18 protein-coding genes are annotated in these 23,378 nt (G+C 71.5%); 9 read left to right on the top strand and 9 right to left on the bottom strand.

Translation table 11 applies throughout. The annotated features are described in order from the left end of the window. Positions 1-116: 116 nt before the first annotated feature. The 3 genes from CCS38_RS25435 to CCS38_RS25425 all read left to right on the top strand — a co-directional run bounded on the left by CCS38_RS25435 (position 117) and on the right by CCS38_RS25425 (position 10,568). Positions 117-659, top strand: a complete 543-nt coding sequence (locus CCS38_RS25435; RefSeq protein ID WP_223735640.1) for an enterochelin esterase domain-containing protein — start codon at positions 117-119, stop codon at positions 657-659. Positions 660-777: 118 nt separating this feature from the next. Further along, positions 778-10,077, top strand: coding sequence for a non-ribosomal peptide synthetase/type I polyketide synthase (locus tag CCS38_RS25430; RefSeq protein WP_223735639.1), 9,300 nt, complete (start codon positions 778-780; stop codon positions 10,075-10,077). Then, entirely contained in the window at positions 10,074-10,568 is a 495-nt protein-coding gene (locus tag CCS38_RS25425; protein ID WP_223735638.1) for a DUF4188 domain-containing protein, read from the top strand. Before CCS38_RS25430 ends, CCS38_RS25425 begins: the two co-directional genes overlap by 4 nt. Positions 10,569-10,599: 31 nt before the next feature. Here CCS38_RS25425 and CCS38_RS25420 read toward each other — a convergent pair whose 3' ends face one another. From CCS38_RS25420 to CCS38_RS25410, 3 genes are read right to left on the bottom strand one after another with little or no spacing between them, the layout of a single operon-like run. Continuing rightward, on the bottom strand, positions 10,600-11,280 hold the full coding sequence (locus CCS38_RS25420) for a TetR/AcrR family transcriptional regulator (RefSeq protein ID WP_223735637.1): 681 nt from the start codon (positions 11,278-11,280) through the stop codon (positions 10,600-10,602). Beyond that, positions 11,277-11,471 carry a ferredoxin gene (locus tag CCS38_RS25415; protein ID WP_031054638.1) on the bottom strand — a complete coding sequence of 65 codons (195 nt, stop codon included), beginning with the start codon at positions 11,469-11,471 and terminating at the stop codon, positions 11,277-11,279. The genes CCS38_RS25420 and CCS38_RS25415 overlap by 4 nt, the downstream gene beginning before the upstream one ends. A 40-nt stretch (positions 11,472-11,511) precedes the next feature. After that, positions 11,512-12,735, bottom strand: a complete 1,224-nt coding sequence (locus CCS38_RS25410; protein WP_223735636.1) for a cytochrome P450 — start codon at positions 12,733-12,735, stop codon at positions 11,512-11,514. Positions 12,736-12,945: 210 nt separating this feature from the next. Here CCS38_RS25410 and CCS38_RS25405 point away from each other — a divergent pair, with 210 nt between their 5' ends. The 4 genes from CCS38_RS25405 to CCS38_RS25390 are packed head-to-tail and all read left to right on the top strand — an operon-like array spanning position 12,946 to position 17,636. After that, positions 12,946-14,250, top strand: coding sequence for an extracellular solute-binding protein (locus CCS38_RS25405; protein ID WP_223735635.1), 1,305 nt, complete (start codon positions 12,946-12,948; stop codon positions 14,248-14,250). 10 nt (positions 14,251-14,260) lie between these two features. Continuing rightward, entirely contained in the window at positions 14,261-15,154 is an 894-nt protein-coding gene (locus CCS38_RS25400; protein WP_223735634.1) for a carbohydrate ABC transporter permease, read from the top strand. Continuing rightward, entirely contained in the window at positions 15,151-15,999 is an 849-nt protein-coding gene (locus CCS38_RS25395; RefSeq protein WP_372457145.1) for a carbohydrate ABC transporter permease, read from the top strand. Before CCS38_RS25400 ends, CCS38_RS25395 begins: the two co-directional genes overlap by 4 nt. 5 nt (positions 16,000-16,004) lie before the next feature. Then, positions 16,005-17,636, top strand: a complete 1,632-nt coding sequence (locus CCS38_RS25390) for a beta-N-acetylhexosaminidase (RefSeq protein ID WP_223735633.1) — start codon at positions 16,005-16,007, stop codon at positions 17,634-17,636. 92 nt (positions 17,637-17,728) lie between these two features. Here CCS38_RS25390 and CCS38_RS25385 read toward each other — a convergent pair whose 3' ends face one another. Then, the gene (locus CCS38_RS25385; protein WP_223735632.1) at positions 17,729-17,971 is read right to left on the bottom strand and encodes a DUF6411 family protein; all 243 of its coding nucleotides are present in this window, start codon (positions 17,969-17,971) and stop codon (positions 17,729-17,731) included. A 168-nt stretch (positions 17,972-18,139) separates the two neighbouring features. Here CCS38_RS25385 and CCS38_RS25380 point away from each other — a divergent pair, with 168 nt between their 5' ends. Beyond that, positions 18,140-18,760, top strand: a complete 621-nt coding sequence (locus CCS38_RS25380) for an L-threonylcarbamoyladenylate synthase (protein ID WP_223735631.1) — start codon at positions 18,140-18,142, stop codon at positions 18,758-18,760. A 24-nt stretch (positions 18,761-18,784) separates the two neighbouring features. On the opposite strand, the gene CCS38_RS25375 is transcribed toward CCS38_RS25380, so the two are convergent. The 5 genes from CCS38_RS25375 to CCS38_RS35760 all read right to left on the bottom strand — a co-directional run bounded on the left by CCS38_RS25375 (position 18,785) and on the right by CCS38_RS35760 (position 22,950). Next, the gene (locus tag CCS38_RS25375) at positions 18,785-19,879 is read right to left on the bottom strand and encodes an NAD(P)-binding domain-containing protein (protein ID WP_223735630.1); all 1,095 of its coding nucleotides are present in this window, start codon (positions 19,877-19,879) and stop codon (positions 18,785-18,787) included. A gap of 54 nt (positions 19,880-19,933) precedes the next feature. Beyond that, positions 19,934-20,995: an ABC transporter substrate-binding protein gene (locus tag CCS38_RS25370; RefSeq protein WP_223735629.1), complete on the bottom strand. Its 1,062-nt coding sequence runs from the start codon at positions 20,993-20,995 to the stop codon at positions 19,934-19,936. Positions 20,996-21,109: 114 nt separating this feature from the next. Further along, positions 21,110-21,868 (bottom strand): ABC transporter ATP-binding protein, encoded by a 759-nt coding sequence (locus CCS38_RS25365; protein WP_223735628.1) that lies wholly within the window; start codon positions 21,866-21,868, stop codon positions 21,110-21,112. Next, on the bottom strand, positions 21,841-22,722 hold the full coding sequence (locus CCS38_RS25360) for an ABC transporter permease (protein WP_372457144.1): 882 nt from the start codon (positions 22,720-22,722) through the stop codon (positions 21,841-21,843). The genes CCS38_RS25365 and CCS38_RS25360 overlap by 28 nt, the downstream gene beginning before the upstream one ends. Before the next feature lie 126 nt (positions 22,723-22,848). Then, a complete protein-coding gene (locus tag CCS38_RS35760; protein WP_372457143.1) occupies positions 22,849-22,950 on the bottom strand; it encodes a putative leader peptide in 102 nt (33 codons plus the stop codon). Between the two features lie 117 nt (positions 22,951-23,067). Here CCS38_RS35760 and CCS38_RS25355 point away from each other — a divergent pair. Continuing rightward, positions 23,068-23,378, top strand: a 311-nt coding sequence (locus CCS38_RS25355; RefSeq protein ID WP_223735627.1) for a YjbQ family protein, incomplete at its 3' end; no start/stop codon positions are given.

Below are 23,378 nucleotides of genomic sequence, written 5' to 3'. Positions count from 1 at the left end.
CCTGCCACCTCCCGCGTGCCATCCCCCCTAGATCGATATTAGGTTAGCCTTGCCTAAGTGAGACTGTTCGTGGCGCGGGCTCCAGCGGCTCCGTGCTGCCCAGGAAAGCGGGAGAGATGTACGTCCTTGACGGTCCCGGCGTACGGGACTCGCGGCCATCGCGCACGGCAGGCCCGTGTGTCGAACGCCTCGCCGCCCGGCTCGCCACCGCCGCCGAAGCCGAACGACCGGCCCTGCTCGCGGACTTCTGGGCGGAGGTCGAGCGGCGCGGCACCCCCCTCGTCGAAAAGGCCGCCGACGATCCCGGGTGGTACGCGGTCACCTTCCTCCGGCGCGGTCACCGCGCCACCTGCCAGGTGCTGCTGCTGGCCGACGGCGTCACCGACCCCGGCGACCTCACCCCCGCCCTGCTGGACCGGCTGCCGGGTACCGATGTCTGGCACCTGACGTATCTGCTGCCTGCCGGCAGTGGCGGCGCGTACCGGCTCGCCGCGGACATCTCGCCCGGCGGCGCGCCTGCCGACCCCGGCCGCCGGCGGCAGCGACTGCGTGCACTGTGTGCGTACGCCGCGGCAGACCCGCTCAACACCCGTTCTGCAGAAGGGGTTTGGGGTGACTCGGACGGCTCCGTGTACGCGGTGCCGACTGCCGCCGGGTAATCCCGCGGAACACCGACCGGACCCGTCGGGCCGACCGTCCGACTGTCCGACAAGCTGACCTGACGTGTCGTCAGGCAGAGTGCCGGAATGTGCCGTATGTGCCCTCTATCTTGCTCGTATGAGTCGAGTGCCTGATTCCGCCCTTAATGACCGGATTGCCATCATCGGTATCGGCTGCCGCCTGCCCGGCCATGCCAACGACCACCGGGCGTTCTGGCGGAACCTGGCCGAGGGCCGGGACTGTATCGTCCCGACCCCGGCCGACCGGTACGACGTCACCACCCTGGGCACCCGGGACCGGGCCAAGCCCGGGCGGCTGGTCGGCGGCCGCGGCGGGTACATCGACAGCTTCGACGCATTCGACCCGGCGTTCTTCGGCATCAGCCCGCGCGAGGCCACGCACCTCGACCCGCAGCAGCGCAAGCTCCTGGAGGTCTCCTGGGAAGCCCTGGAGGACGGCGGGCAGCGCCCGGCCGGCCTGGCGGGCCGCGACATCGGCGTGTTCATCGGAGCTTTCACGATGGACTACAACATCCTGCACTACGCCGACCTGGACTTCCTTACGGCACACACCGCGACCGGCACCATGATGACGATGGTGTCGAACCGCATCTCGCACGCCTTCGACTTCCGCGGGCCCAGCGTCTCCCTCGACACCGCCTGCAGCTCCTCCCTCGTCGCTCTGCACCTTGCCCGGCAGAGCCTGCTGCGCGGCGAGACCGACCTCGCGCTGGCCGGCGGCACGCTGCTGCACTGCGCGCCGCACTTCACCATCGCCGAGAGCAAGGGCGGCTTCCTCTCCGTCGACGGCCGGTCGCGCGCCTTCGACGCGGCGGCCGACGGCTACGTACGCGCCGAGGGCGTCGCCGTCGTGGCACTGAAACGACTGGCCGACGCCGTGCGCGACGGCGACCCGGTGCACGCCGTGGTGCTCGGCAGCGGGGTGAACCAGGACGGGCGGACCAACGGCATCACCGTGCCGCGCGAGGACGCCCAGGTGGATCTCGTACGGAAGGTGTGCGCCGAGGCGGGCGTCGTGCCCGGCAGCCTGCAGTACATCGAGGCGCACGGCACCTCCACCCCGGTCGGCGACCCGATCGAGGCCCGGGCGCTCGGCCGTGTCCTGTCCGACGGGCGCCCGCCCGGTGCCCCCTGCTACGTGGGCTCGGTCAAGACCAACATCGGGCACACCGAGGCCGCCGCCGGCATCGCGGGACTCCTCAAGACGGTGCTCGCCCTGAAGCACCGGAAGATCCCGCCGCACCTCAACCTGGAGCGGCTCAACCCGGCCCTCGAATCGGCCGCGCTGCCCTTCGAGATCCCGGACCGGCTGGTCGACTGGCCCGCGCACGACGGGCCCGCCCGGGCCGGCGTCAACTCCTTCGGCTTCGGCGGCACCAACGCCCACGTACTGCTGGAAGAGGCACCGGCGCCCGCGGCCGCTTCCCGGCCCGGACCGCCGCAGCGCAGCCGGACGATCCTGCCGCTGAGCGCCCGCCACCCGGAGGGGCTGCGCGCACTCGCCACCGGCCTCCGCGCCGAGCTCTCCGGCGCGCACGGCACGCCGCCCGCCCTCGCCGACCTCGGCCACACCCTCGCCCACCGCCGCGAACACCACGCGCACCGGCTCGCGGTGGTCTACTCCCCGGCGGCACCCGACTCGCTGGACGAGGCGCTGGCCGCGTACGAGCGGGGCGAGCAGCACCCCCGCGTCGTCACCGGCCACAGCCGCGAGCGCCAACACCCGGGAGCTACCTGGGTGTTCACCGGTATGGGGCCGCAGTGGTGGGGGATGGGCCGCGGGCTGCTGGCGACCGAACCGGTGTACCGCGCGGCCGTCGAGGCGTGCGACCGCGAGATCCGGGCCCAGGCCGGCTGGTCCCTGCTGGACGAGCTCGCCAAGGACGAGGCCGAGTCGAGGATGGGCGAGACCTGGCTCGCGCAGCCCGCCAACTTCGCGCTCCAGACCGGCCTCGCCGCCCTTTGGCGCAGCCACGGGCTCCGCCCCGACGCCGTCGTCGGCCACAGCACCGGTGAGGTCGCCGCGTGCTACGAAGCCGGGGTCCACACCCTCCCCGAGGCCGTCACGGTGATCCTGCACCGCAGCCGTCTCCAGCATCGGCTGGCCGGTACCGGCACGATGCTGGCCGTCGGGCTGACCGAGGCCGAGGCGGGGCGCCGCGTCCGCGCGCTGCGCGACCGGGTGTCGGTCGCGGCGGTCAACAGCCCCCACGGCGTCACCCTGTCCGGGGACGCCGACGCGCTCCGCGCCCTCGCCTCCGACCTCGAAGAGGAGGGGATCTTCGCCCGCTTCCTGGCGGTCGACATCCCGTACCACAGCGTGCGCATGGACCCGATCAGGGACGAGCTGCTGGCGGCGCTGGCGGATCTGAAGCCGCGCCCGCCCGAGGTACCGCTGTACTTGACGGCCCGCCAGGACCCGACACCCGGCGACGCGCCGGACGCCGCCTACTGGTGGGAGAACGTCCGCGAGCCGGTCCGCTTCCGGGCGGCCGTCGACCGGCTGGCCGAGGACGGCCACCGCCTCTTCCTGGAGCTCGGGCCGCACCCCGTGCTCGGCCACTCGATCGCCGAGTGCCTGGAGGCCACGGGCACCGAAGGCCGGACGCTGGCCTCGATGCACCGCCGGGAGGACGAGGCCGAACGGTTCCACCGCACGCTCGCCGAACTGCACACTCTGGGCGTCGAGTTGGACTGGGACGGCCTCCAGCCGGGCGGCCGGGTGGTCCCGCTGCCCCGCTATCCCTGGCGCCAGGAACGGTACTGGTCCGAGCCCGAGGGCATCGCACAGGTCCGGCTCGGCCGCCTCGACCACCCGCTGCTGGGACGCCGCACCGCACACACCCGGCCCACCTGGGAGGCCCGGCTCGACACCGAACAGCTGCCGTACCTGGCGGACCACCGCATCCAGGGCAACGTGGTCTTCCCCGCCGCGGGCTACCTGGAGATGGTGGCACAGGCGGTACGGGCGCTGACCGGCGGCGGCCCGGCGGCGCTGGCCGACATCCGGCTGACCAAGGCGCTCTTCCTCGACGACGCGCAGCCGACGGCGGTCCAGTTCTCCTTCGACCCGGACGGCGCGGACTTCACCGTCGCGACGGGCGCGGCCGAACCCGCCGTGCACGCCACCGGCGTCGTCCGCGCAGGTCAGCGCCGCGCGCCCGGCCCCGCGCTCGACCCGGACGCGGTCCGCTCCCGTGCCGGCCACCGGCTCTCCGGCCCCGAGACGTACGCGGCGCTGGCCGGGCAGGGGTACGAGTACGGCCCGGCCTTCCAGGGCATCGAGGAGGTCTGGACCGGGCCCGGCGAGGCACTGGCCCGTATCCGGCCGCCGGCCGGGCTCACCGGCGCGGCGGACAGCCACTGCCACCCGGCCCTGCTCGACGCCGCCTTCCAGACCCTGCTGACAACCCTGCTGGCGGAGGACGGCCGGGCCTCCGGCGGCATCCGCCTGCCGCTCGCGATCGGCGAGGTACGCCTCGACCCGGTCGGCGACCGGCCGTTCTGGGTGCACGCCACCCTCACCCGCCAGGATGCCGACGAGATCACCGGCGACCTCGCGCTGTACGCCGAGGACGGCACCCCACTGGGCCGGATCACCGGCTTCCGCGCGGCGGACGTCGAACGCGCCGCGGCCTCGGTCGGCCTCAGCACGATCGACAACTGGCTGGCCGAGGTCGTCTGGACCGATGCCGACGCCGACGCCCTGCCCGAGGACGCGGACCGCCCCGGTGACCTGCTGATCCTCGCCGACGCGGGACCGCTTGCCGAGCAACTGGCCGGGCTCGCGCGGGACAGCGGCGGACGCTGCCACCTGGTGCGCCCCGGCACGCGGTACACGCACGGCCCGGAGGTATCCACGGTCCGGCCCGACTCGGCCGAGGACCTGACCCGCCTCTTCGCCGACCTCGACGCCCCCTTCGACGCCGTCGTCCACCTGTGGAACCTGGACCTGCCGGCGCTGGACGAGGTCACCCGTACGGAACTGACCCGGTGCACCGGGCTCGGCGCGTACTCGCTGGTCCGCCTCGCGCAGCTGCTGCCGGACGCGCAGCCCGGCGCCCGGCTGCACATCGTCACCCGCGGCACCCAGCCCGTGGACGCCGACGACCCCGTCGAACCGCTGGGCGCCGCCGCCTGGGGCCTCGGCCGGGTCCTGTGGCAGCAGGAACTCACCGCGCAGCGCGGCAAGTTGATCGACCTCCCGGCCGAACCCGCCGAGGGGGAGGCCGAGGCGCTCTGGCGCGAGCTCGCCACCACCGGCGACGAGGAGATCGCATTGCGCGGCGGCGAGCGCCGCACCAGCCGGCTCCGCCCGCCGACCGGCCTCACCCGCCCGCTGCCGCTGCGGCTCCGGCGCGACGGTGACTACCTCGTGACCGGCGCGTTCGGCGCGCTCGGCCAGGTGCTCTGCCGCACCCTCGTCGAGCGCGGCGCCCGCCGGCTGATCCTGGTGGGCCGCACCCCGGTGCCCGACCGCACGGAGTGGCACCGCACCGACCCCGGCACCCCCACCGGGCAGCGGATCGCCTTCCTCAAGGAGCTGGAGGCGCTCGGCGCCCAACCGGTCCCGGCCCCGCTGGACATCACCGACGAGGCGGCGCTGACCGACTGGCTGGCGGACCGCAGAAGCCGCCAACTCCCGCCCATCCGCGGGGTGTTCCACCTCGCCGGTGAGGTCAGGGACGCCCTGGTGCCGGAGATGGACCGCGCGGCGTTCGACGCCGCGTACGCGCCCAAGGTGGCCGGCGGCTGGCTGCTCCACCACCACCTGCGCGACGAACCGCTCGACCACTTCGTCCTCTTCGGCTCCATCGCGGCCCTGATGACCACCGCCGGGCAGACCAACTACGCGGCCGGCAACGCCTTCCTGGACGCGCTCGCCCACCACCGCAGGGCCCGTGGCCTGCCCGCGCTCAGCCTGGGCTGGGGTCCCTGGGACGCCGGAATGATCGAGGAGCGCGGCCTCGCTGAGCACTACCGCACGGCGCGCGGCATGAGCCCGCTCTCGCCCGCCGCCGGCATGGCCGTACTGCAGCGCACCATCGGCCAGGAGTGGGCGCAGCTCGCCGTCGCCCCCGTGACCGACTGGCGGACCGCCACTGCCTGGTACACCGCGCCGCCCCCGCTCGTCGCCGACCTGGCAGCGGCCGCCGCCGACACCCCGGCGACCGAGGCGCGCGGCACCTTCCTGGAGACCTTCCACGCGACGGAGGGCGAGGAGGCCCGCCGCCACCTGACCATGGAACGCTTCGGTGAGCTGGTCGCCGCCGTGCTGGGCGTACCGTGCGAAAGCGTCGATCCGGCGGCCGGGCTGCTCGCGCTGGGCCTGGACTCCCTGCTGGCGATGGAGCTGCGCGCCAGGGTCGGTACGGAGCTGGGCGTCACGCTCCCGGTGGTGGCGCTGCTCAGCGGCGAGCCGGTCGACGCGCTGACCACCCGGCTGTACGAGGGGCTGCTGGCGGCCGGCGGGCCCGAGGCCACGCCCGCGGCGGAGCAGCACATCGACGAGGAGCGATACCCCCTCACGTACAACCAGAAGGCGCTGTGGTTCCTCCGGGAACTCGACCCGGACGCGCACGCCTACAACATCGGCGGCGCGACGCTGGTGCACAGCGAACTCGACCCGGACCTGTTCGTCACCGCCTTCCGCCTCCTGGTGGAACGTCACCCGTGCCTGCGGACCACCTTCGTCGCGGAGGAGGGACGGCCCGTGCAGCGCGTCTCCCCGGAGGCGCGGGTCGACGTGGCCGTGTTCGATGTGCAGGGCGAGGACTGGGACGCCGTACGCGAACGGATGATCCAGGAGTACCGCAGGCCGTACGACCTGACGCGCGGCCCGCTGGTCCGGCTCCGCCTCTACAAGCTCGCCCCGGGCCGCTGGGTGACCCTCAACGGCGTCCACCACATCATCTCCGACGCCCACTCCGTCTTCACCTTCGTCGAGGAGGTGTTCGCGCTCTACGACGCGCTGCGGCACGGCAGGCCGACCGAACTCCCGCCGCTGCCCGCCCGGTACCTCGACTTCCTCAACCAGCAGAACAGCCTGCTCGCCGGCCCCGAGGCACAGCGCATGCTCGACTACTGGCGGGCGCACCTGCCGGCGCGCATCCCCTACCTGGAGCTGCCCACGGACAAGCCCCGCCCCGTGGTGGCCACCCACCGCGGCGCCTCCGAGTTCTTCGAGATCGACGCCGCACTCGGCGCCCGGGTGCACGCGCTGTCGCTCCACCACGGCGTCACGCCCTTCATGGTGCTGCTGAGCGCGTACTACCTGCTACTGCACCGCTACTCGGGCCAGGACGACCTCATCATCGGCAGCCCCGTCAGCGGACGTACCCGCCCGGAATTCGCCCCGGTGTACGGCTACTTCGTCAACCCGCTGCCGCTCCACGTCAGCCTGGCCGGGGACCCTTCGGTGGCCGATCTGCTGGCCCGTACCCGCGACACGGTGCTGGGCGGCCTGGACAACCAGGAGTACCCGTTCGTCCTCCTGGTCGAGCAGCTGGGGCTGCCGCACGACGCCAGCCGCTCGGCCGTGTTCCAGTCGATGTTCGCCCTGCTCACCCACCAGCTCGGCGAGGAGCTGTCGGGATACCGGGCGGAGAACATCCAACTGCCGGAACAGGAAGGGCAGTTCGACCTGACGCTGGTGGCGTGCGAGGAGCCCGCGGACGGGCGCTTCACCTGCGCGTTGAAGTACAACACCGACCTGTTCCACGCGGCGACGGCCCGCCGGATGGCCGGGCACTACCTGAACCTGCTGGACGCGCTGACCCGCGCCCCCGCCGAGGCACCGGCCGCCCGGCTGCCCCTGCTCGGCCCCGAGGAGCGCGACCGCATCCTCGTCCGGTGGAGCGGGACCGGCCGGACCGCCGACCACGATGTGCCGGTACCCGACCTCATCCGGCGGCGCGCCGCCGAACGGCCCGGAGCCGTCGCCGTCGTGGCCCCCGCGGCAGCCGGCGAAACCCACCGGCTCACCTACGCCGAGCTGGACGAACGGTCCCGCAGGGCGGCCCGCCGGCTGCGCGCGCTGGGCGTGCGCGACGGCGCCGTGGTGGCCGTCCGCATGGCCAAGTCCCCGGAGCTGATCGTCACGCTCCTCGCGGTGCTGCGGGCGGGCGGCTGCTACCTGCCGCTGGATCCGGGCCATCCGGCCGACCGGACGGCCCGCCTGGTCGCGGACGCGGGCGCCGTCCTGCTCGTGGCGGACCGGGCCGAGCCCCGCCGGGACGGTTGCGAGGTGGTCACCCCGGACGACCTGGACGCGCCGGAGCCGGAGGACAGCGGTACCTCGGAAGACACCGAGCCGCCCATCGCCCTGGACGCGCCCGCCTACATCCTCCACACCTCCGGCTCGACCGGTCGCCCCAAGGCCGTCCGGGTCAGCCACCGCAACCTCGCCGCCGTGCACGCCGCCTGGCGCGCCGAGTACGGTCTCGACGACGAGGCCGGCGTTCACCTCCAGATGGCCGCCCCGTCCTTCGACGTCTTCACCGGCGATCTGGTGCGCGCGCTGTGCTCCGGGGGCACCCTGCTCCTCGCCGACCGCGACCTGCTCTTCGACACCCACCGGCTCTACCGGACCATGGCCGAGGAGCGGGTCGACTGCGCCGAATTCGTCCCGGCGGTCGCCCGCGGCCTGATCAGCCACTGCGAAACGGCCGGGCTGCGGCTGGACTTCCTGCGCCTGCTCATCGTCGGCTCGGACACCTGGCGGGCGGGCGAACACCGGCGGCTGCACGCCCTGTGCGGACCGCGGACCCGCCTGGTCAACTCGTACGGGCTGACCGAGGCCACCATCGACAGCGCGTACTTCGAAGGCCCGGTGGACGGCCTCGCACCGGGCGCGACCGTCCCGATCGGCCGCCCGCTGCCCAACAGCGAGCTGTACATCCTCGACCGGTACGGCGAGCCGGTGCCGCCCGGTGTGACCGGCGAGCTCTTCATCGGCGGCGCCGCCGTCGCGACCGGCTACCTCGGCGACCCGGAGGAGAACGCGCGCCGTTTCCCCACCCGCACGCTGGACGGAGCACCGCGCCGGCTCTGCCGCACCGGCGACCTGGCCCGCTGGTCGGCGGACGGCACGGTCCAGCTGCTGGGGCGCGCGGACCGCCAGGTCAAGGTGCGCGGCCACCGCGTGGAGACCGGCGAGGTCGAGACCCAGCTGTCTCGCTGTGCCGCGCTGCGCCAGGTCCATGTGACGACCCGCCGGACCGACGGCGGCGACAACGCCCTGTGCGCCTACTACGTACCGGACGAAGGGACCCGGGTGGACCGGGGCGAGCTGCGCCGGCGGCTCGCCGACCACCTCCCCGCGTACATGATCCCCTCCCACTTCGTGGCGCTGCCCGCACTGCCGCTGACGGCGAACGGCAAGGTCGACACCGCCGCGCTCCCCGCTCCCGCGTACGAGCCGGAGGACCGGACCCCCGAAGCGCCGGCCACGCCCTACGAGGCACGGATGGCCGCGCACTGGCAGGCCCTGCTCGGCGGCGAACTCCTCGGCCCGGGGCATGAGTTCTTCGAGGCGGGCGGCAGCTCGCTCACCCTCATCGAGCTGATCCACCACCTGCGCACCGAGTACGGAACCGAGATCCCCGTCGGCCCGCTGTTCAAGGACACCACGCTGCGCGGCATGGCCCGCACCGTCGAGCAGGTGGTGGCAGGCGACGCCGGCGAGGCCCCGCCCTGCATCCGCTTCGGCCCCGAAGACCCGGCACCGGACCGGACGGTCTTCTGCTTCCCGCCGGCGGGCGGCCACGGCGCCGCCTACCGCGAACTTGCCGGCCACCTTCCGGACTTCCACGTCATCGCGTTCGACTACCTCCCCTCCCTCCCCGATGAGGACAAGGCCGCCCGCTATGCCGACCTGATCACCTCGCTCCGGCCGGACGGGCCGTGCGCCCTCCTCGGCTATTCGCTCGGCGGCAACCTCGCCTTCGAAGTGGCCAAGGAGCTCGAACGCCGGGGGAGGGAGGTGTCCCGGCTGGTCCTGCTGGACTCCTATCGCTTCACCGAGGCCGGGCCGCTGGGCGCCGAGCAGCTGGCCCGCTTCGAGGAAGGGCTGCGCGACCGGCTGGGGGAGCGGGCCGGCACCGGCCCGCTCGCCGAGGAGACCATCGGCCAGGCCCGGGACTACCTGGCCTACTGCTGCCGCACGCCGAACCTCGGCACGGTCGCCGCACCGATCACGGTGATCGCCGCCGAGCGGAGCGGACTGTCGTACGTATTCGGGAAACGGGCCGGCTGGCAGGAGAGTTCCCGTACCGGAGCGGTCCGGCTCGACGGCTCCGGCACGCACGACGAGCTGCTCGACCCCGCGCACCTCGGCCACAACGCCCGGCTCGCGCGCGAGGCCCTGGCGGGCGCGGAGTGCGGGGTACCGGCATGACGCCCCGCACACCGCCGCCGGAGCTCGGCCGTAACACCGCGGCAGCCACCGGTGACCTGGTCGTCTTCGTCGTCGGCATGCGCATCAACAGGTTTCGCTCGCCGCGGGGCTGGGTGCCGGTGGGCCGGGCGACGGGGCCGGTGATCAGAGAGCTGATGACCGCCCGGGGGAGTGGCCTGCTGGGTTCCCGGACCCGGCTGGGCCCGCCCCGGGTGATCGAGGTGATCCAGTACTGGGAGTCGCAGGAGAAGCTGCTCGCGTACGCCTCGGACACGCGGCGGCAGCACCGGCCCGCGTGGGCGGAGTTCAACCGGCGGGTCCGGGAGAGCCGCGGCGCCGTGGGCATCTTCCACGAGAACTACACCGTGTCGGCGGGCGGGTACGAGACGATCTATGTCGACATGCCGCTGTACGGGCTGGCTGCCGCCACCGGCGTCCGCCCGGTCGGCGAGCGCGGCGACACGGCGGCCGCCCGGCTGGGCCTGCGGTGAGCCCTGCACGGTAAGCCTTGAACGCGGGCCCCTATCGCCCGGCCTCGCCGAGCAGCGCGGTGGAGAGCCCGCACAGCGACGTGATGAGGTCCTGCCCCAGCAGCCGCCAGCGCGCCTCCGCCTCCCGCTGCTCGATCCGGCCGTTCGCCAGGTCGTACTCCAGCTCCGCGAAGGCGTGCACGCTGAGCTGCCGCACCATCGCGCTGTACCGCTGGAACAGCCCGCGCGGGAAGTCCTTCCGCCGCACCGCGCCGTGGGTGTTGAGCATCCGGAGCGACGGCGTGTTCAGCTGCTCCTGGATCACGTACTCCCGCAGCGCCGGCTCGACGATCGCCTGGGCGAAGAAGCGCGCGCCCCAGGTCGGCGCGGCCGCTTCGATGTGGTACTCGACGCCCGGCAGGATGAGGCACGCGAAGTGCTCCTCCCGCGTCACCGCCCGGTCCGTGCCGAGCAGCGTCTCCACCATGGCGATGCGGCGCCCCTCGATGACGTCCGTGTAGCTCGACAGGATCGCCTTGATGAGCTCGTCGCGGCCGTTGAAGTGGTACTGCACCGCGGAGTTGTTGCGCTGGCCGGCCGCCTCGCTGATCTGCCGGACCGAGACGTTCGCGAAGCCCTTTTCGGCATAGAGCCGCTCCGCGGTGCGCATGAGCTTGGTCCGCGCGACCACGGAGCGGGGGGACGGCGGGGCGGCCGGCGCTGGGGTCATCATTCCGCGAGTCGGATGGCTCCGGTCGGGCACCCCGCAGCCGCGGCGCGCACCTCTTCGAAGTCCTCCGGCGACGGCGCCTCCTCCAGCAGCATCACGACACCGTCCTCCTCCCGCTGGTCAAAGACCTGATCGGCTCTGAGCACACACAATCCGCTGCCGCAGCACGCTTCCTGGTCCACGGTGATCTTCATGCTACCTCCTCGTTCCCCGCCGCCCCGGTGCTCCGAAACCTCACCAGATGACCCACAGTTCCTCCAGGCCGCCGGCCGCGACGCCGTCCCGGGGGCGCAGCTCCTCGGGCTTGTCCCGCAGCCGCAGGCCGGGCAGCCGCCTGGCGAACGTGCCCAGTACGACCTGCAGCTCCACCCGGGCCAGCGTCTGGCCGACGCAGAAGTGCGGGCCCGCGCCGAAGGTGACGTGCTGGCTGTTGTTCTCGCGGCGCGGGTCGAACCGGTCGGGCTCGGGGAACTTGCGCGCGTCCCGGTTGGCCGCCGCCATGTTGACCAGCAGGTTGCTGCCCGCGCCGACCGGTACCCCGCCGACCTCGGTGTCCTCCGTGATGAACCGGGGAATGCCCACGCCCGCGAGGGGGTCCATCCGCAGGGACTCCTCCACCGTGCCCCTGATCAGCTCCGGGTCGGCGACCACCGCCTCGTAGCGCTCCCGCTCGGCCAGCAGCAGCGCGGTCATCTTCATGATCATGTTCGAGGTGGTCTCGTGCCCGGCCAGCAGCAGACCCCGCGCCGTGGAGACCAGCTCGTCGTGGCTCAGCCGGCCGTCCTCGCTGTCCGAGATCAGGGTCAGCTCGCTGAGCAGATCGTCACCCGGGTGCGCGCGCTTCTGCTCGACCAGGTCCGAGGCGTAGTCCAGGAACGCCTGCTGCGCCGCGTCGACCTCCTCCTGCGTGTACTTGGTCAGCGTCAGCGCCACCTCCGACCAGTACGCGAACTTCTCCTGGTCCTCGCTCGGCGCGCCCAGCAGGGCACAGATGACCTGCACCGGCAGCGGCAGTGCGACGGCCGTCCGGAGGTCGGCGGGGGAGCCCCCGGCCATCATGGCGTCCACCAGCTCGTCGGCCATGCCCTGGATGCGCGGCCGCCACGCCTCCATCTTCTTCACCGTGAAGGCGCGGCTGAGCAGCCGGCGCCAGCGCTGGTGACCGGGGCCCTCCTGGATGTCCGTGGCGCCGGGGTTGCGCCGGCTGAACATGCCGCCGTCCTCGGTGTTCGACAGGCGCGCCCCGCCTTCCCGCGCGAGGTTGCGGCTGAACCGCGGGTCGGCCAGCAGGGTGCGGACCTCGTCGTATCCGGTCAGCAGTCCGACGACGTCGCCGCTGGGCATCCGCACGTGCGCCACCGGGCACTTCGCGCGGTTCTCGGCCCACTCCTGCGGCGGCTCCAGCACGTGGGGCTGGGTGAACGGGTAGTCGGGGATCGGTGTGGCCTCGTCGGTCATGGGGGGCTCCTCCGGGCTTCGGCGTCCCGATCACCGTAAGACGCGCGTCTTACTAAGGCAATCGTCTTAAATTCGATTGGCCGATACTGAACGCCAGTTGAGTGGTACAGACCACTTGTCGGCGTTCTTCGCCGCCCATATGATCCCGCCAGTTGTGCAGAGCGGAACGTTCATTGCGTATGTTGCAACGCTCGATCTGTAGGGGTGCCGATGACCGCGTATGCCCGAATAGCCGCTCCACTGGCGGGACTTGTCCTCGCCGGCCTCGCCGTCACCGGCTGCGCTCCGCAGACCTCGGCGAGCGGCGGGACCAAGGACGAGAAGAGCGGGACGCTGCGCGTGTGGCTGTTCCGGGAGGTCGGCAACAAGCCCAAGGAGAAGGTCGTCGACGCGGCCGTCGCCGCGTTCGAGAAGCGGCACAAGGGCACCGACGTGCAGGTCGAGTACATCCCGGTCGACACCCGCGCCCAGCGCATCAAGGCCGCCTTCAACGACCCCGCGAGCGCGCCGGACCTCATCGAGTACGGCAACACCGACACCGCCGGCTACGTCAAGGACGGCGGCCTCGCCGACGTCACCGCGGAGTACACCGCCTGGGACGAGGCGAAGGACACCGACCCCACCGCCAAGCAGTCCGTGACCGTCGGCGGCAAGGTCTACGGCGCACCGCTCTTCGTCGGCGTCCGCGCGCTGTACTACCGCACCGACGTCCTCAAGGACCTGGGCATCGCCCCGCCCCGGTCCCAAGCCGAGCTGATCGCCGCGTCGAAGAAGATCCACAAGGCCCGGCCGGGCCTCTACGGCCTCGCGGTCGGCGGCGCGTACACCTACGGCGCCCTGCCCTTCCTCTGGGCCCACGGCGGCGAACTCGCCGAAAAGCGCGGCGACACCTACAAGGCCACCGTCAACACCCCGAAGGCCCGCAAGGGCATCGAGACGTACGCCTCCCTCTTCGGCGACGCCAACTGCCCGGCGGACAAGTGCGCCTCCATGGGCGGCAACGCCACCGTCACCGCCTTCACCTCCGGCAAGGCGGCCATGGCCATCGGCGGCGACTTCAGCCACGCCGCCGTCGAGGCGAGCAAGGCCAAGGACAAGTACGCGGTCGTCCCGCTGCCCGGCGTGAAAAAGGGATCGATCGCCCCCGCCTTCGCGGGCGGCAACAACATCGGCGTCCTGAAGAGCACCTCGCACCGCACCCTCGCGGTGGACCTCATGAAGTCGCTGACCGGCAAGGAATCCCAACGCAGACTCTTCGACGCGATGGGCTTCCTGCCGACCTACACCGACGTGCTGGACGAGGCCGCGAAGAAGCAGCCGTACGTCGCGCCGTTCGTCAGGACCCTGCACTCCGGCGCCAAGTTCGTCCCCGCCTCACCGGCCTGGGGTCAGATCGACGCCTCGCTGATCCTCCCGACCATGTACCAGGAGATCGTCAGCGGCCGTAAGAGCGTGGACCGGGCGTCCGACGACGCGGCGAAGAAGATGGACGCCGCGTTCTCCGCCGCCCGGTGAGGGCCGCCCCTTGACCTCGACCGCCCTGCGCCGCCCCCGCTGGACGCCCTGGCTCTACCTGCTGCCCGCGCTCGTCCTGCTCGCCGGACTGCTCGTCTATCCGATCTACCAGCTCGGCCTGATCTCCTTCCTGGAGTACACCCAGGCCCAGGTCAGCGGCGGCCGGCCGACCTCCTTCCAGGGGTTCGGCAACTACGCGGCGCTCTTCGGCGACGGTGAGTTCTGGCGGGTCCTCCTCGCCACGGTCCTCTTCGCCGCCGCCTGCGTGCTCGCCACCCTCCTGGTCGGCTGCGCGCTCGCCGTCCTGCTGACCCGCGTCCGCGCGCTGCCCCGGCTCGTGCTGATGCTGGCCGCGCTCGGCGCCTGGGCCACCCCCGCCATCACCGGCTCCACCGTCTGGGTCTTCCTCTTCGACCCCGACTTCGGGCCCGTCAACAAGGTGCTCGGACTCGGCGACTTCTCCTGGACCTACGGCCAGTACAGCGCGTTCGCCCTGGTCCTCCTCGAAGTCGTGTGGTGCTCGTTCCCGTTCGTGATGGTGACCGTGTACGCGGGCATCCGCGCGGTCCCCGCCGAAGTGCTGGAGGCGGCCGCGCTCGACGGCGCCTCGCAGTGGCGCACCTGGCGCTCGGTCCTCGCGCCGATCCTCCGGCCGATCCTCGTCGTCGTCACCATCCAGTCGGTCATCTGGGACTTCAAGGTCTTCACCCAGATCTATGTGATGACGGGCGGCGGCGGCATCGCCGGACAGAACCTCGTACTCAATGTGTACGCGTACCAGAAGGCGTTCGCCTCCTCGCAGTACAGCCTCGGCTCGGCCATCGGCGTCGTCATGCTGCTGATCCTGCTGGCCGTGACGCTGGTATACCTGCGCATCGTGCGGCGCCAGGGGGAGGAACTGTGAGCCTGCTCCGTACGATCGGGGTCCGGCGGCCCGGCCGGCTGGCCGCGGAGACCGGCGCCCTCGTCATCGCCGCCCTCGTCGCCTTCCCCCTGTACTGGATGGTCCTCTCCGCCCTCAAACCCACGGCCGAGATCCAGTCCACCGAGCCTCGCCCCTGGACCCTCGCCCCCTCCCTCGACGCCTTCCGCCGCGTCTTCGAGCAGCAGGACTTCGGCCGGTACTTCCTCAACAGCCTGATCGTGGCGGGCACCGTCGTCCTCGCCTCCGCGCTGATCGCCTTCCTGGCCGCCACCGCGGTCACCCGCTTCCGCTTCCGGTTCCGCACTACTCTGCTGATCATGTTCCTGGTCGCGCAGATGGTGCCGGTCGAGGCGCTCACCATCCCGCTGTTCTTCCTCATGCGGGACTTCGGGCAGCTCAACACGCTCGGCTCGCTGATCCTGCCGCACCTCGCCTTCTCGCTGCCGTTCGCCATCTGGATGCTGCGCGGCTTCGTCAGGGCGGTACCGGAGGCGCTGGAGGAGCAGGCCGCGATCGACGGCGCGAGCCGCACCCGCTTCCTGTGGCAGATCCTCTTCCCGCTGGTCTTCCCCGGTCTGGCCGCGACCAGCGTCTTCTCCTTCATCTCCACCTGGAACGACTTCCTGTTCGCCAAGTCCTTCCTCATCAGCGACACCTCGCAGTCCACTCTGCCCATGGCACTGCTGGTCTTCTTCAAGCCTGATGAGAACGACTGGGGAGGGATCATGGCCGCTTCCACCGTGATGACCGTCCCCGTCCTGGTCTTCTTCGTACTCGTACAGCGCCGCCTGGTCTCCGGACTCGGCGGCGCGGTCAAGGACTGATGCCAATGAACGCCCAACTGGTCCCGACGCCACGGCACTTGAGTGTCGGTGACAATGTCCAGTGCGTCCTGAACGCGTCCACCACGCTCGCGGCCGGTCCCGGCACCGGGACCACCGAGCGGTGGCTGCGCGGCACACTGGGTGCCGCACTGGGACTGGCGCTCCCTCCGGGCCCGGCCGGCGCGCCCGGCACCATCACCCTCACCACCGCCCCCGAAATGCCGCCCGAGGACTACCGGCTCGACACCACCGGAGGCGCCGTACGGATCACCGGCGGCGGCCCGCCCGGCGTCTTCTGGGCCGCCCAGACCCTGCGCCAGCTCCTCGGCCCCGACGCCTTCCGCCGCGCACCGATCAACCCCGAGACGGTCTGGAGCCTGCCCGCCGTACGCATCGAGGACGGCCCCCGCTTCTCCTGGCGCGGCATGATGCTCGACGTGGCCCGGCACTTCCTCCCCAAGGACGACGTGCTGCGCTACCTCGACCTGCTCGCCGCACACAAGCTGAACGTCTTCCACTTCCACCTCACCGACGACCAGGGCTGGCGCATCGAGATCAAGCGCCACCCGCGCCTCACCGAAGTCGGCTCCTGGCGCGCCCGCACCAAGTACGGCCACCGCGCGTCGGAGCTGTGGGACGAGACGCCGTACGGCGGGTACTACACCCAGGACGACATCCGGGAGATCGTCGCGTACGCCGCCGAGCGGCACATCCGCGTCGTCCCGGAGATCGACATCCCCGGCCACTCCCAGGCCGCCATCGCCGCCTATCCCTGGCTCGGCAACACCGACGTCGTCGACACCGCCGCGCTGGAAGTGTGGGACAACTGGGGCGTCAGCCCGAACATCCTCGCGCCCACGGACGCCACCCTCCGCTTCTACGAGGACGTCCTGACCGAGGTACTGGAGCTCTTCCCGCCGCACGTCTCGCCGTTCGTGCACATCGGCGGCGACGAGTGCCCCAAGGACCAGTGGCATCGGTCCCCGGCCGCGCAGACCCGGATCGCCGAACTCGGGCTGGCCGACGAGGACGGCCTCCAGTCCTGGTTCATCCGCCACTTCGACCGCTGGCTGACCGCGCGCGGCCGCCGCCTCATCGGCTGGGACGAGATCCTGGAGGGCGGCCTCGCCGAAGGCGCCGCGGTCTCTTCCTGGCGCGGCTACGCGGGCGGCATCGCCGCCGCCGAGGCCGGACACGACGTCGTGATGTGCCCGGAGCAGCAGGTGTATTTGGACCACCGCCAGCACGGCGGCCCCGACGAGCCGATGCCCATCGGCTATGTACGCACGCTGGAGGACGTCTACCGGTTCGAACCCGTCCCCGCCGGCCTTTCCCCGGAAGCCGCCCGGCACATCCTCGGTACCCAGGCCAACGTCTGGACCGAGGTCATGCAGAACCGCTCCCGCGTCGACTACCAGGTCTTTCCCCGGCTCGCCGCGTTCGCCGAGGTCGCCTGGTCCCCGCTGCCGGCACCGGCGGAACGGGACTACCCGGCCTTCGAGGCGCGCATGACCGCCCACTACGCCCGCCTCGATGCCCTGGGCGTCGACTACCGCCCGCCCGGCGGCCCGCTGCCCCGGCAGCGCCGGCCGGGCGTGCTCGGACGGCCGATCGAGGGCGCGCCGCCGGAGGTGTGACACCCTGCACCGCTTACGACCCGACGTATCAGCACACTGCGGTATGACCTGACGTACCGGCACACTGCCGTACGGCCTGACGTACCGTCACATCAGAAGGGCATACGGGAGCGGCCCTTACGGCCGGCGCGGCCGCTCTTCCGAACCGCCCGGTTGCTGCTGCGGAACGGCGCGCTCAGCAGTCGCCCCACCAAGCCGGGAGCCTTGCCTGCCCCACGCGCGCCCGCACCGAGCGACTTCTGCGTGCCCCGCTGCGGGCCCCGGGACAACCTCGGCACGACGAACCCCAGAACCAGCATGAGCACACACACGACAGCGATGACCGCTACCACCATCACGCTCTCCTCTCCGCTGTGGGCTGCCCCACCCCTTCCGACTACCCCCGAGAACGGACCTCACGGCCACTACTGCACCGGCGGCCGATTTCCCTCACCGGCCGCCTCTACCGGATCCACCGGCTCCGTCTTTCGATGATCCGGTCGAACATCGCCTACGCTCGACGGATGGCGAAGTACTTCGACGTGCACCCCGAAAACCCGCAGCCGCGCACCATCCGCAGTGTGGCCGACAGCATCCGCTCGGGCGCGCTCGTCGCCTACCCGACGGACTCCTGTTTCGCCCTCGGCTGCCAGCTCGGCAGCCGGGACGGCATCGACCGGATCAAGTCCATCCGGAACCTCGACGACCGCCACCACTTCACCCTGGTGTGCCAGAACTTCGCGCAGCTCGGCCAGTTCGTGCAGATCGACAACGATGTGTTCCGGGCCATCAAGGCCGCGACGCCCGGCAGCTACACCTTCATCCTCCCGGCGACGAAGGAAGTGCCGCGCAAGCTGCTGCACGCGAAGAAGAAGACGGTCGGGGTCCGCATCCCCGACCACGTCGTCGCGCAGGCGCTGCTCGCCGAACTGGGCGAGCCGCTGCTCTCCAGCACCCTGCTCCTGCCCGACGAGGACGAACCGCTGACGCAGGGCTGGGAGATCAAGGAACGGCTCGATCACGTGGTGGACGCGGTGGTCGACTCGGGCGACTGCGGCACCGAGCCGACCACGGTCATCGACTTCTCCGGCGGCGAGACCGAGATCGTCCGCCGGGGAGCGGGCGACTGGACGCGGTTCGAGTGAGCGCAGCTCTCCGGTGAAGCGCTTTCAGGCGGCCACCGGCTCGCGTTCCAGCAGCTCCCGGATGTCGCGTGCGGCGGCGCGTCCCGCCCGGTTCGCGCCGATGGTGCTGGCCGAGGGGCCGTAGCCGACGAGGTGGACGCGGGGGTCCCGGACGGCACGCGTGCCGTCCATGCGGATTCCGCCGCCCGGATCGCGGAGGCGGAGCGGGGCGAGGTGGTCGATGACCGGGCGGAACCCGGTGGCGAGCAGGATGGCGTCGGCCGGGAAGGTGCTCCCGTCGGCCCAGCGGACGCCGTCCTCCGTAATGCGCTCGAACATCGGCCGCCGGACGAGCACGCCCCGCTCCCGGGCTCGCCGCATCTCCTCCGTCATCGGCAGGCCGGTGACCGAGACCACACTGCGGGGCGGCAGCCCCTGGCGTACGCGGTCCTCGACCAGGGCCACGGCGGCGCGGCCGCGCTCCTCGTCGAAGGGACCCTCCCGGAAGGCCGGCGGCCGCCGGGTCACCCACGCCGTGTCCGCGGCGACCTCGGCGATCTCCATCAGATGCTGCACGGCGGAGGTGCCACCGCCGACCACGACGACCCGCTGCCCGGCGAACTCCTGCGGCCCGCGGTAACCGGCAGTGTGCAGCAGACGCCCGCGAAACCGCTCCTGACCAGGGAAGTGCGGCCAGAACGGACGGTCCCACGTCCCGGTCGCGTTCACCAGCGCCCGCGCCGCGTACGTCCCCTCCGAGGACTCGACGAGCAGCCGGCCGCGAGGCTCGCGACTGGCTGGACGCACCGCGGTGACCTGCACCGGCCGATGCACACGCAGCCCGAAGGTCTCCTCGTACGTCGTGAAATAGTCCCCGATCACCTCGGCGGAGGGACGGCCCGGATCGGCGCCCGTCAGCTCCATGCCGGGGAGCGCGTGCATGCCGTGGACCCTGCCGTACGTGAGCGTCGGCCAGCGGAACTGCCACGCGCCGCCCGGGCGCGGCGCGTGGTCGAGTACGACGAAGTCCTGATCCGGTGTGTAACCCAGCCGCCGCAGGTGGAAGGCGGCGGCAAGACCGGCCTGACCTGCACCGATCACCACGACCTCGACGTCACGCGCCCCGCTGGTGTAGTTCATGTTTCTACTAACCATGCGGGGCGCCGCTGTCTTCCCGGCGTCGTGGCTGCCCCCTCAGCCGGTCTTTCCGTACGTACGCGGTCGCGTGCTCGACGGCGGCAGGTCACCGTTGAACCGGGTGTCGACGAAGTCGGCGAAGGAGTACTTCCGGGGGATCAGCCCGATGTCCGCGAAGGTGTTCACGATCTGCTGCTCGGAGGCGATGGCGGCCTTGTCGACCGCGACCGGCACGGCCGTACCGCGCGTCCGCTCGACCGCGTCCAGCGCCACCTTCTCCGGCAGCCCGGTCTCCTTCGCCCACACCTCGGCCCACTTCTGCGGATGCTTGAACACCCAGTCCTGGGCACGCCGCAGCCGGTCGTTGTAATCCTTGAGCACCCCGGCCTTCTTCTTGTCCTTCAGTGCTGCGGGCGCGGCCACCTGGAAGCTCAGGCCGTTGACGACGCCCTGCCCGGTGGTCAGCACGCGCGCGTCGGCCTGGTCCAGGGCCTGCGAGGTGTACGGGTCCCACACCGCCCAGGCGTCCACCCGACCGCGGGTGAACGCGGCCAGCGCGTCCGCCGGCTGCAGATAGCTGAGCTTGACGTCCTTCGTCGTCAGGCCGGCCTTCTTCAGCGAGGCGACGAGCTGGTAATTGGCCGAGCTGCCCTGCGCCACCGCGATCGTCTTGCCCTTGAGCTGGCCGGGCCGCTTCAGTGGCGAGTCCTTCTTCACCAGGATCGTCTCGCCCTCCGAGGAGCTGTGCGAGGCGGCGATGACCTTGAGCTTCTGCTGGGCGGCCGCGGCGAAGACGGGCGGTGTGTTGCCGACCGCGCCGATGTCGACCGCGCCCGCGTTGAGTGCCTCCAGCAGCGGCGGCCCGGAGGTGAAGGTGGACCACTTGATGCGGTACGGCAGGTCGTCCAGCTCACCGGCGGCCCGCAGCAGCGCCTCGGAGCCGCCCTTCTGGTCACCGACGTTCAGCGTCACGGAGCCCTTGCCGTCGGTGCCACTGCCCGTACCGCCGGCGGAACCGTCCGCCCGGGACGCACCGCCGCACGCCGTCAGCAGCAGCGCGAGCGGGAGCAGCAGGGCGGCACCCGGTACGAGGGCGCGGACCGGTCGGCGTGATCTCATCACAGTTCCGTTCGTTGAATTCATCGCGTTGGGTTCATCGGGTTCGTTGGTTCGTTGATCCGTAAGCTTGTAAAGCGAGGAGGGGGAGGAGGGGGAGGCGACGCGTCAACTCGATCAGGTGGCCTCGGCGGGGGCATCCACACCCAGCCGGTCCAGCAGTTGGGCGCGCAGCGCCGCGAAGCGGGGGGACGCGATGTCCCTGGGGCGCGGCAGGTCGATGGTGGTCTCGTACGCGATCACGCCCTCATCCATGACCAGCGCCCGGTCCGCGAGCAGCAGCGCCTCCTCGACATCGTGGGTCACCAGCAGCACTGCGCAGCCGCGCCGCCGCCACAGCTCGGCGACCAGTCGCTGCGCCTTGATACGGGTCAGCGCGTCCAGCGCGCCGAACGGCTCGTCGAGCAGCAGCAAATCCGGCTCGCGGACCAGGGCCCGGGCCAACGAGGCGCGCTGGGCCTCGCCACCGGAGAGCGTCTTGGGCCAGGCATCGGTACGGTGCGAGAGCCCGACCTCTCCCAACGCCCGTTCCGCAACAGCCCGTTCGGGCCGCCCGGGCAGTCCGAGGAGAACGTTCCGCCAAACCTTCTTCCAAGGCATCAGCCGCGGCGCCTGAAAGGCAACGGCCGAGCGGCGCGGTACCGACACCTCACCCTCGATCTCCCGGTCGAGCCCGGCGAGCACGCGCAGCAACGTCGACTTCCCGCACCCACTGCGCCCGAGCAGTGCCACGAACTCGCCGGGCTGCACGGCCAGTTCAAGACCATCAATCACGGCCCGCCCACCAAAGGAGCGGGTCAGCCCGGCCACACGTACGGCGGCGGAAGCACTGCCGTCAGTCGTGGGGCTCACTGCCCCGTGAACGTCGGTCGCCATTGCAGCAACAGCCTTTCGAGAGTACGGACGAGGAAATCGGCGAGCAGACCGAGCAGTGCGTACACGATGAGGCAGACCACGATCACATCGGTACGGAAGAATTCCCGCGCCTGGTTCATGAGGAATCCGATGCCGTCATCGGCATTGACCGACTCACCGAATACCAGCGCCAGCCACGCGGTGGCCAGCGAGTAACGCAGCCCGGTCATTGCACCCGGCAGCGCACCGGGCAGTACGACGTGCCGGATCAGCCCCCACCGGCCGAGCCCGAGCGAGGTCCCCGCCTCGACCAACTGGGCGTCCACACCCCGGATTCCGGCGTACACATTCAGGTACAGGTGAAAAGCGACCCCGAGCGCAATCAACGCGATTTTCGGTGCCTCACCGATCCCCAGCCAGATGATGAACAGCGGGATGACGCCCACCCACGGAATGGACCGCAGCATCTGCACGGTCGCGTCCACCAGATCCTCACCCAGCCGCGACAGCCCGGAGGCGAGCGCCAGCGCAATGCCGGCGACGCCGCCCAGTACCAGCCCGACAAGCACACGCTGGACGGACACCAGCATCGCGGACGGCAGCGTCCCGTCCGAGACGAGCCCAGCGGCGGTACGTGCGATGGTGCCGGGCGAGGCAAGCACGTCGGGATGGAGCACCCCCGACGCACTCAACACCTGCCACAGCACGACCAGCCCCACCGGCCCGGTCGTACGCCGCAACCACCGCGGCACGGACCGCCGACGAGCGGAGACCGGCACAAGAGTGACAAGCTCGGGCCCCCGAGAGGCATCGGCTGAATCCGGTGGCGAAGGGGATTCCGAATATCGATCAATTACAGCCTGATCAGGCGTCATGAAGACTCCGCAAACGGGAAGAAGGCCGGACCGCACGCAAGCACGGCACATCACGCGCCACAGCAAAAGGCGCGACAGAAAAAGCAAAACGGTGCAGCCTGGCCTGAAAGCCAGAAATGAAACTCGTCAGCAGCAGTGGCAGCAGTAGCAGCCGCGGCGACAGGCGGCAGAAGCCACCCGCAGCAGGTCGATGTGACCGCGCGTGGTGAGCAGGGCTGACGAAGACATGCCGCTGAACGTAGCCGTGTGGCCGGAACCGGGTCAATCGCCGTCTCGGCCAGTGGTCCATTGTTGCGGCCGTGTGTCACGTTCAGCGCCCCTCGGCGAATCCCCGATCATGGAGGTATGGGAAACGCATTCACGACACGCGTACTGAACGTCACCACCGGCTCCAGCGAGACCGTCTACGACCTCACCGGGGACTGCACAGCCTTCCTCGCCGAGGCGGCAGCCGGCCGCGACGGCCTCCTGAACATCTTCGTCCCGCACGCCACCGCCGGCATCGCCCTGATCGAAACCGGCGCCGGCAGCGACGACGACCTCCTGACCGCCCTCCGCGACCTCCTCCCGGCCGACGACCGCTGGCGCCACCGCCACGGCACCCCCGGCCACGGCCGCGACCACGTCCTCCCCGCCTTCATCCCCCCACACGCCAC

Source organism: Streptomyces purpurogeneiscleroticus (assembly GCF_020024005.1).
GTDB classification, from domain to species: domain Bacteria; phylum Actinomycetota; class Actinomycetes; order Streptomycetales; family Streptomycetaceae; genus Streptomyces; species Streptomyces purpurogeneiscleroticus.
This window is presented reverse-complemented; position numbering and strand designations above follow the sequence as displayed.

What these genes read in the sequence shown, in the direction of transcription:
- CCS38_RS25375 (WP_223735630.1), bottom strand. Translation starts at nt 19,879, where the DNA reads ATGAACTACACCAGCGGGGCGCGTGACGTCGAGGTCGTGGTGATCGGT.
- CCS38_RS25435 (WP_223735640.1), top strand. Translation starts at nt 117, where the DNA reads ATGTACGTCCTTGACGGTCCCGGCGTACGGGACTCGCGGCCATCGCGC.
- CCS38_RS35760 (WP_372457143.1), bottom strand. Translation starts at nt 22,950, where the DNA reads ATGTCTTCGTCAGCCCTGCTCACCACGCGCGGTCACATCGACCTGCTG.
- CCS38_RS25360 (WP_372457144.1), bottom strand. Translation starts at nt 22,722, where the DNA reads ATGACGCCTGATCAGGCTGTAATTGATCGATATTCGGAATCCCCTTCG.
- CCS38_RS25385 (WP_223735632.1), bottom strand. Translation starts at nt 17,971, where the DNA reads ATGGTGGTAGCGGTCATCGCTGTCGTGTGTGTGCTCATGCTGGTTCTG.
- CCS38_RS25410 (WP_223735636.1), bottom strand. Translation starts at nt 12,735, where the DNA reads ATGACCGACGAGGCCACACCGATCCCCGACTACCCGTTCACCCAGCCC.
- CCS38_RS25365 (WP_223735628.1), bottom strand. Translation starts at nt 21,868, where the DNA reads ATGGCGACCGACGTTCACGGGGCAGTGAGCCCCACGACTGACGGCAGT.
- CCS38_RS25420 (WP_223735637.1), bottom strand. Translation starts at nt 11,280, where the DNA reads ATGATGACCCCAGCGCCGGCCGCCCCGCCGTCCCCCCGCTCCGTGGTC.
- CCS38_RS25405 (WP_223735635.1), top strand. Translation starts at nt 12,946, where the DNA reads ATGACCGCGTATGCCCGAATAGCCGCTCCACTGGCGGGACTTGTCCTC.
- CCS38_RS25425 (WP_223735638.1), top strand. Translation starts at nt 10,074, where the DNA reads ATGACGCCCCGCACACCGCCGCCGGAGCTCGGCCGTAACACCGCGGCA.
- CCS38_RS25390 (WP_223735633.1), top strand. Translation starts at nt 16,005, where the DNA reads ATGAACGCCCAACTGGTCCCGACGCCACGGCACTTGAGTGTCGGTGAC.
- CCS38_RS25370 (WP_223735629.1), bottom strand. Translation starts at nt 20,995, where the DNA reads ATGAGATCACGCCGACCGGTCCGCGCCCTCGTACCGGGTGCCGCCCTG.
- CCS38_RS25430 (WP_223735639.1), top strand. Translation starts at nt 778, where the DNA reads ATGAGTCGAGTGCCTGATTCCGCCCTTAATGACCGGATTGCCATCATC.
- CCS38_RS25380 (WP_223735631.1), top strand. Translation starts at nt 18,140, where the DNA reads ATGGCGAAGTACTTCGACGTGCACCCCGAAAACCCGCAGCCGCGCACC.
- CCS38_RS25415 (WP_031054638.1), bottom strand. Translation starts at nt 11,471, where the DNA reads ATGAAGATCACCGTGGACCAGGAAGCGTGCTGCGGCAGCGGATTGTGT.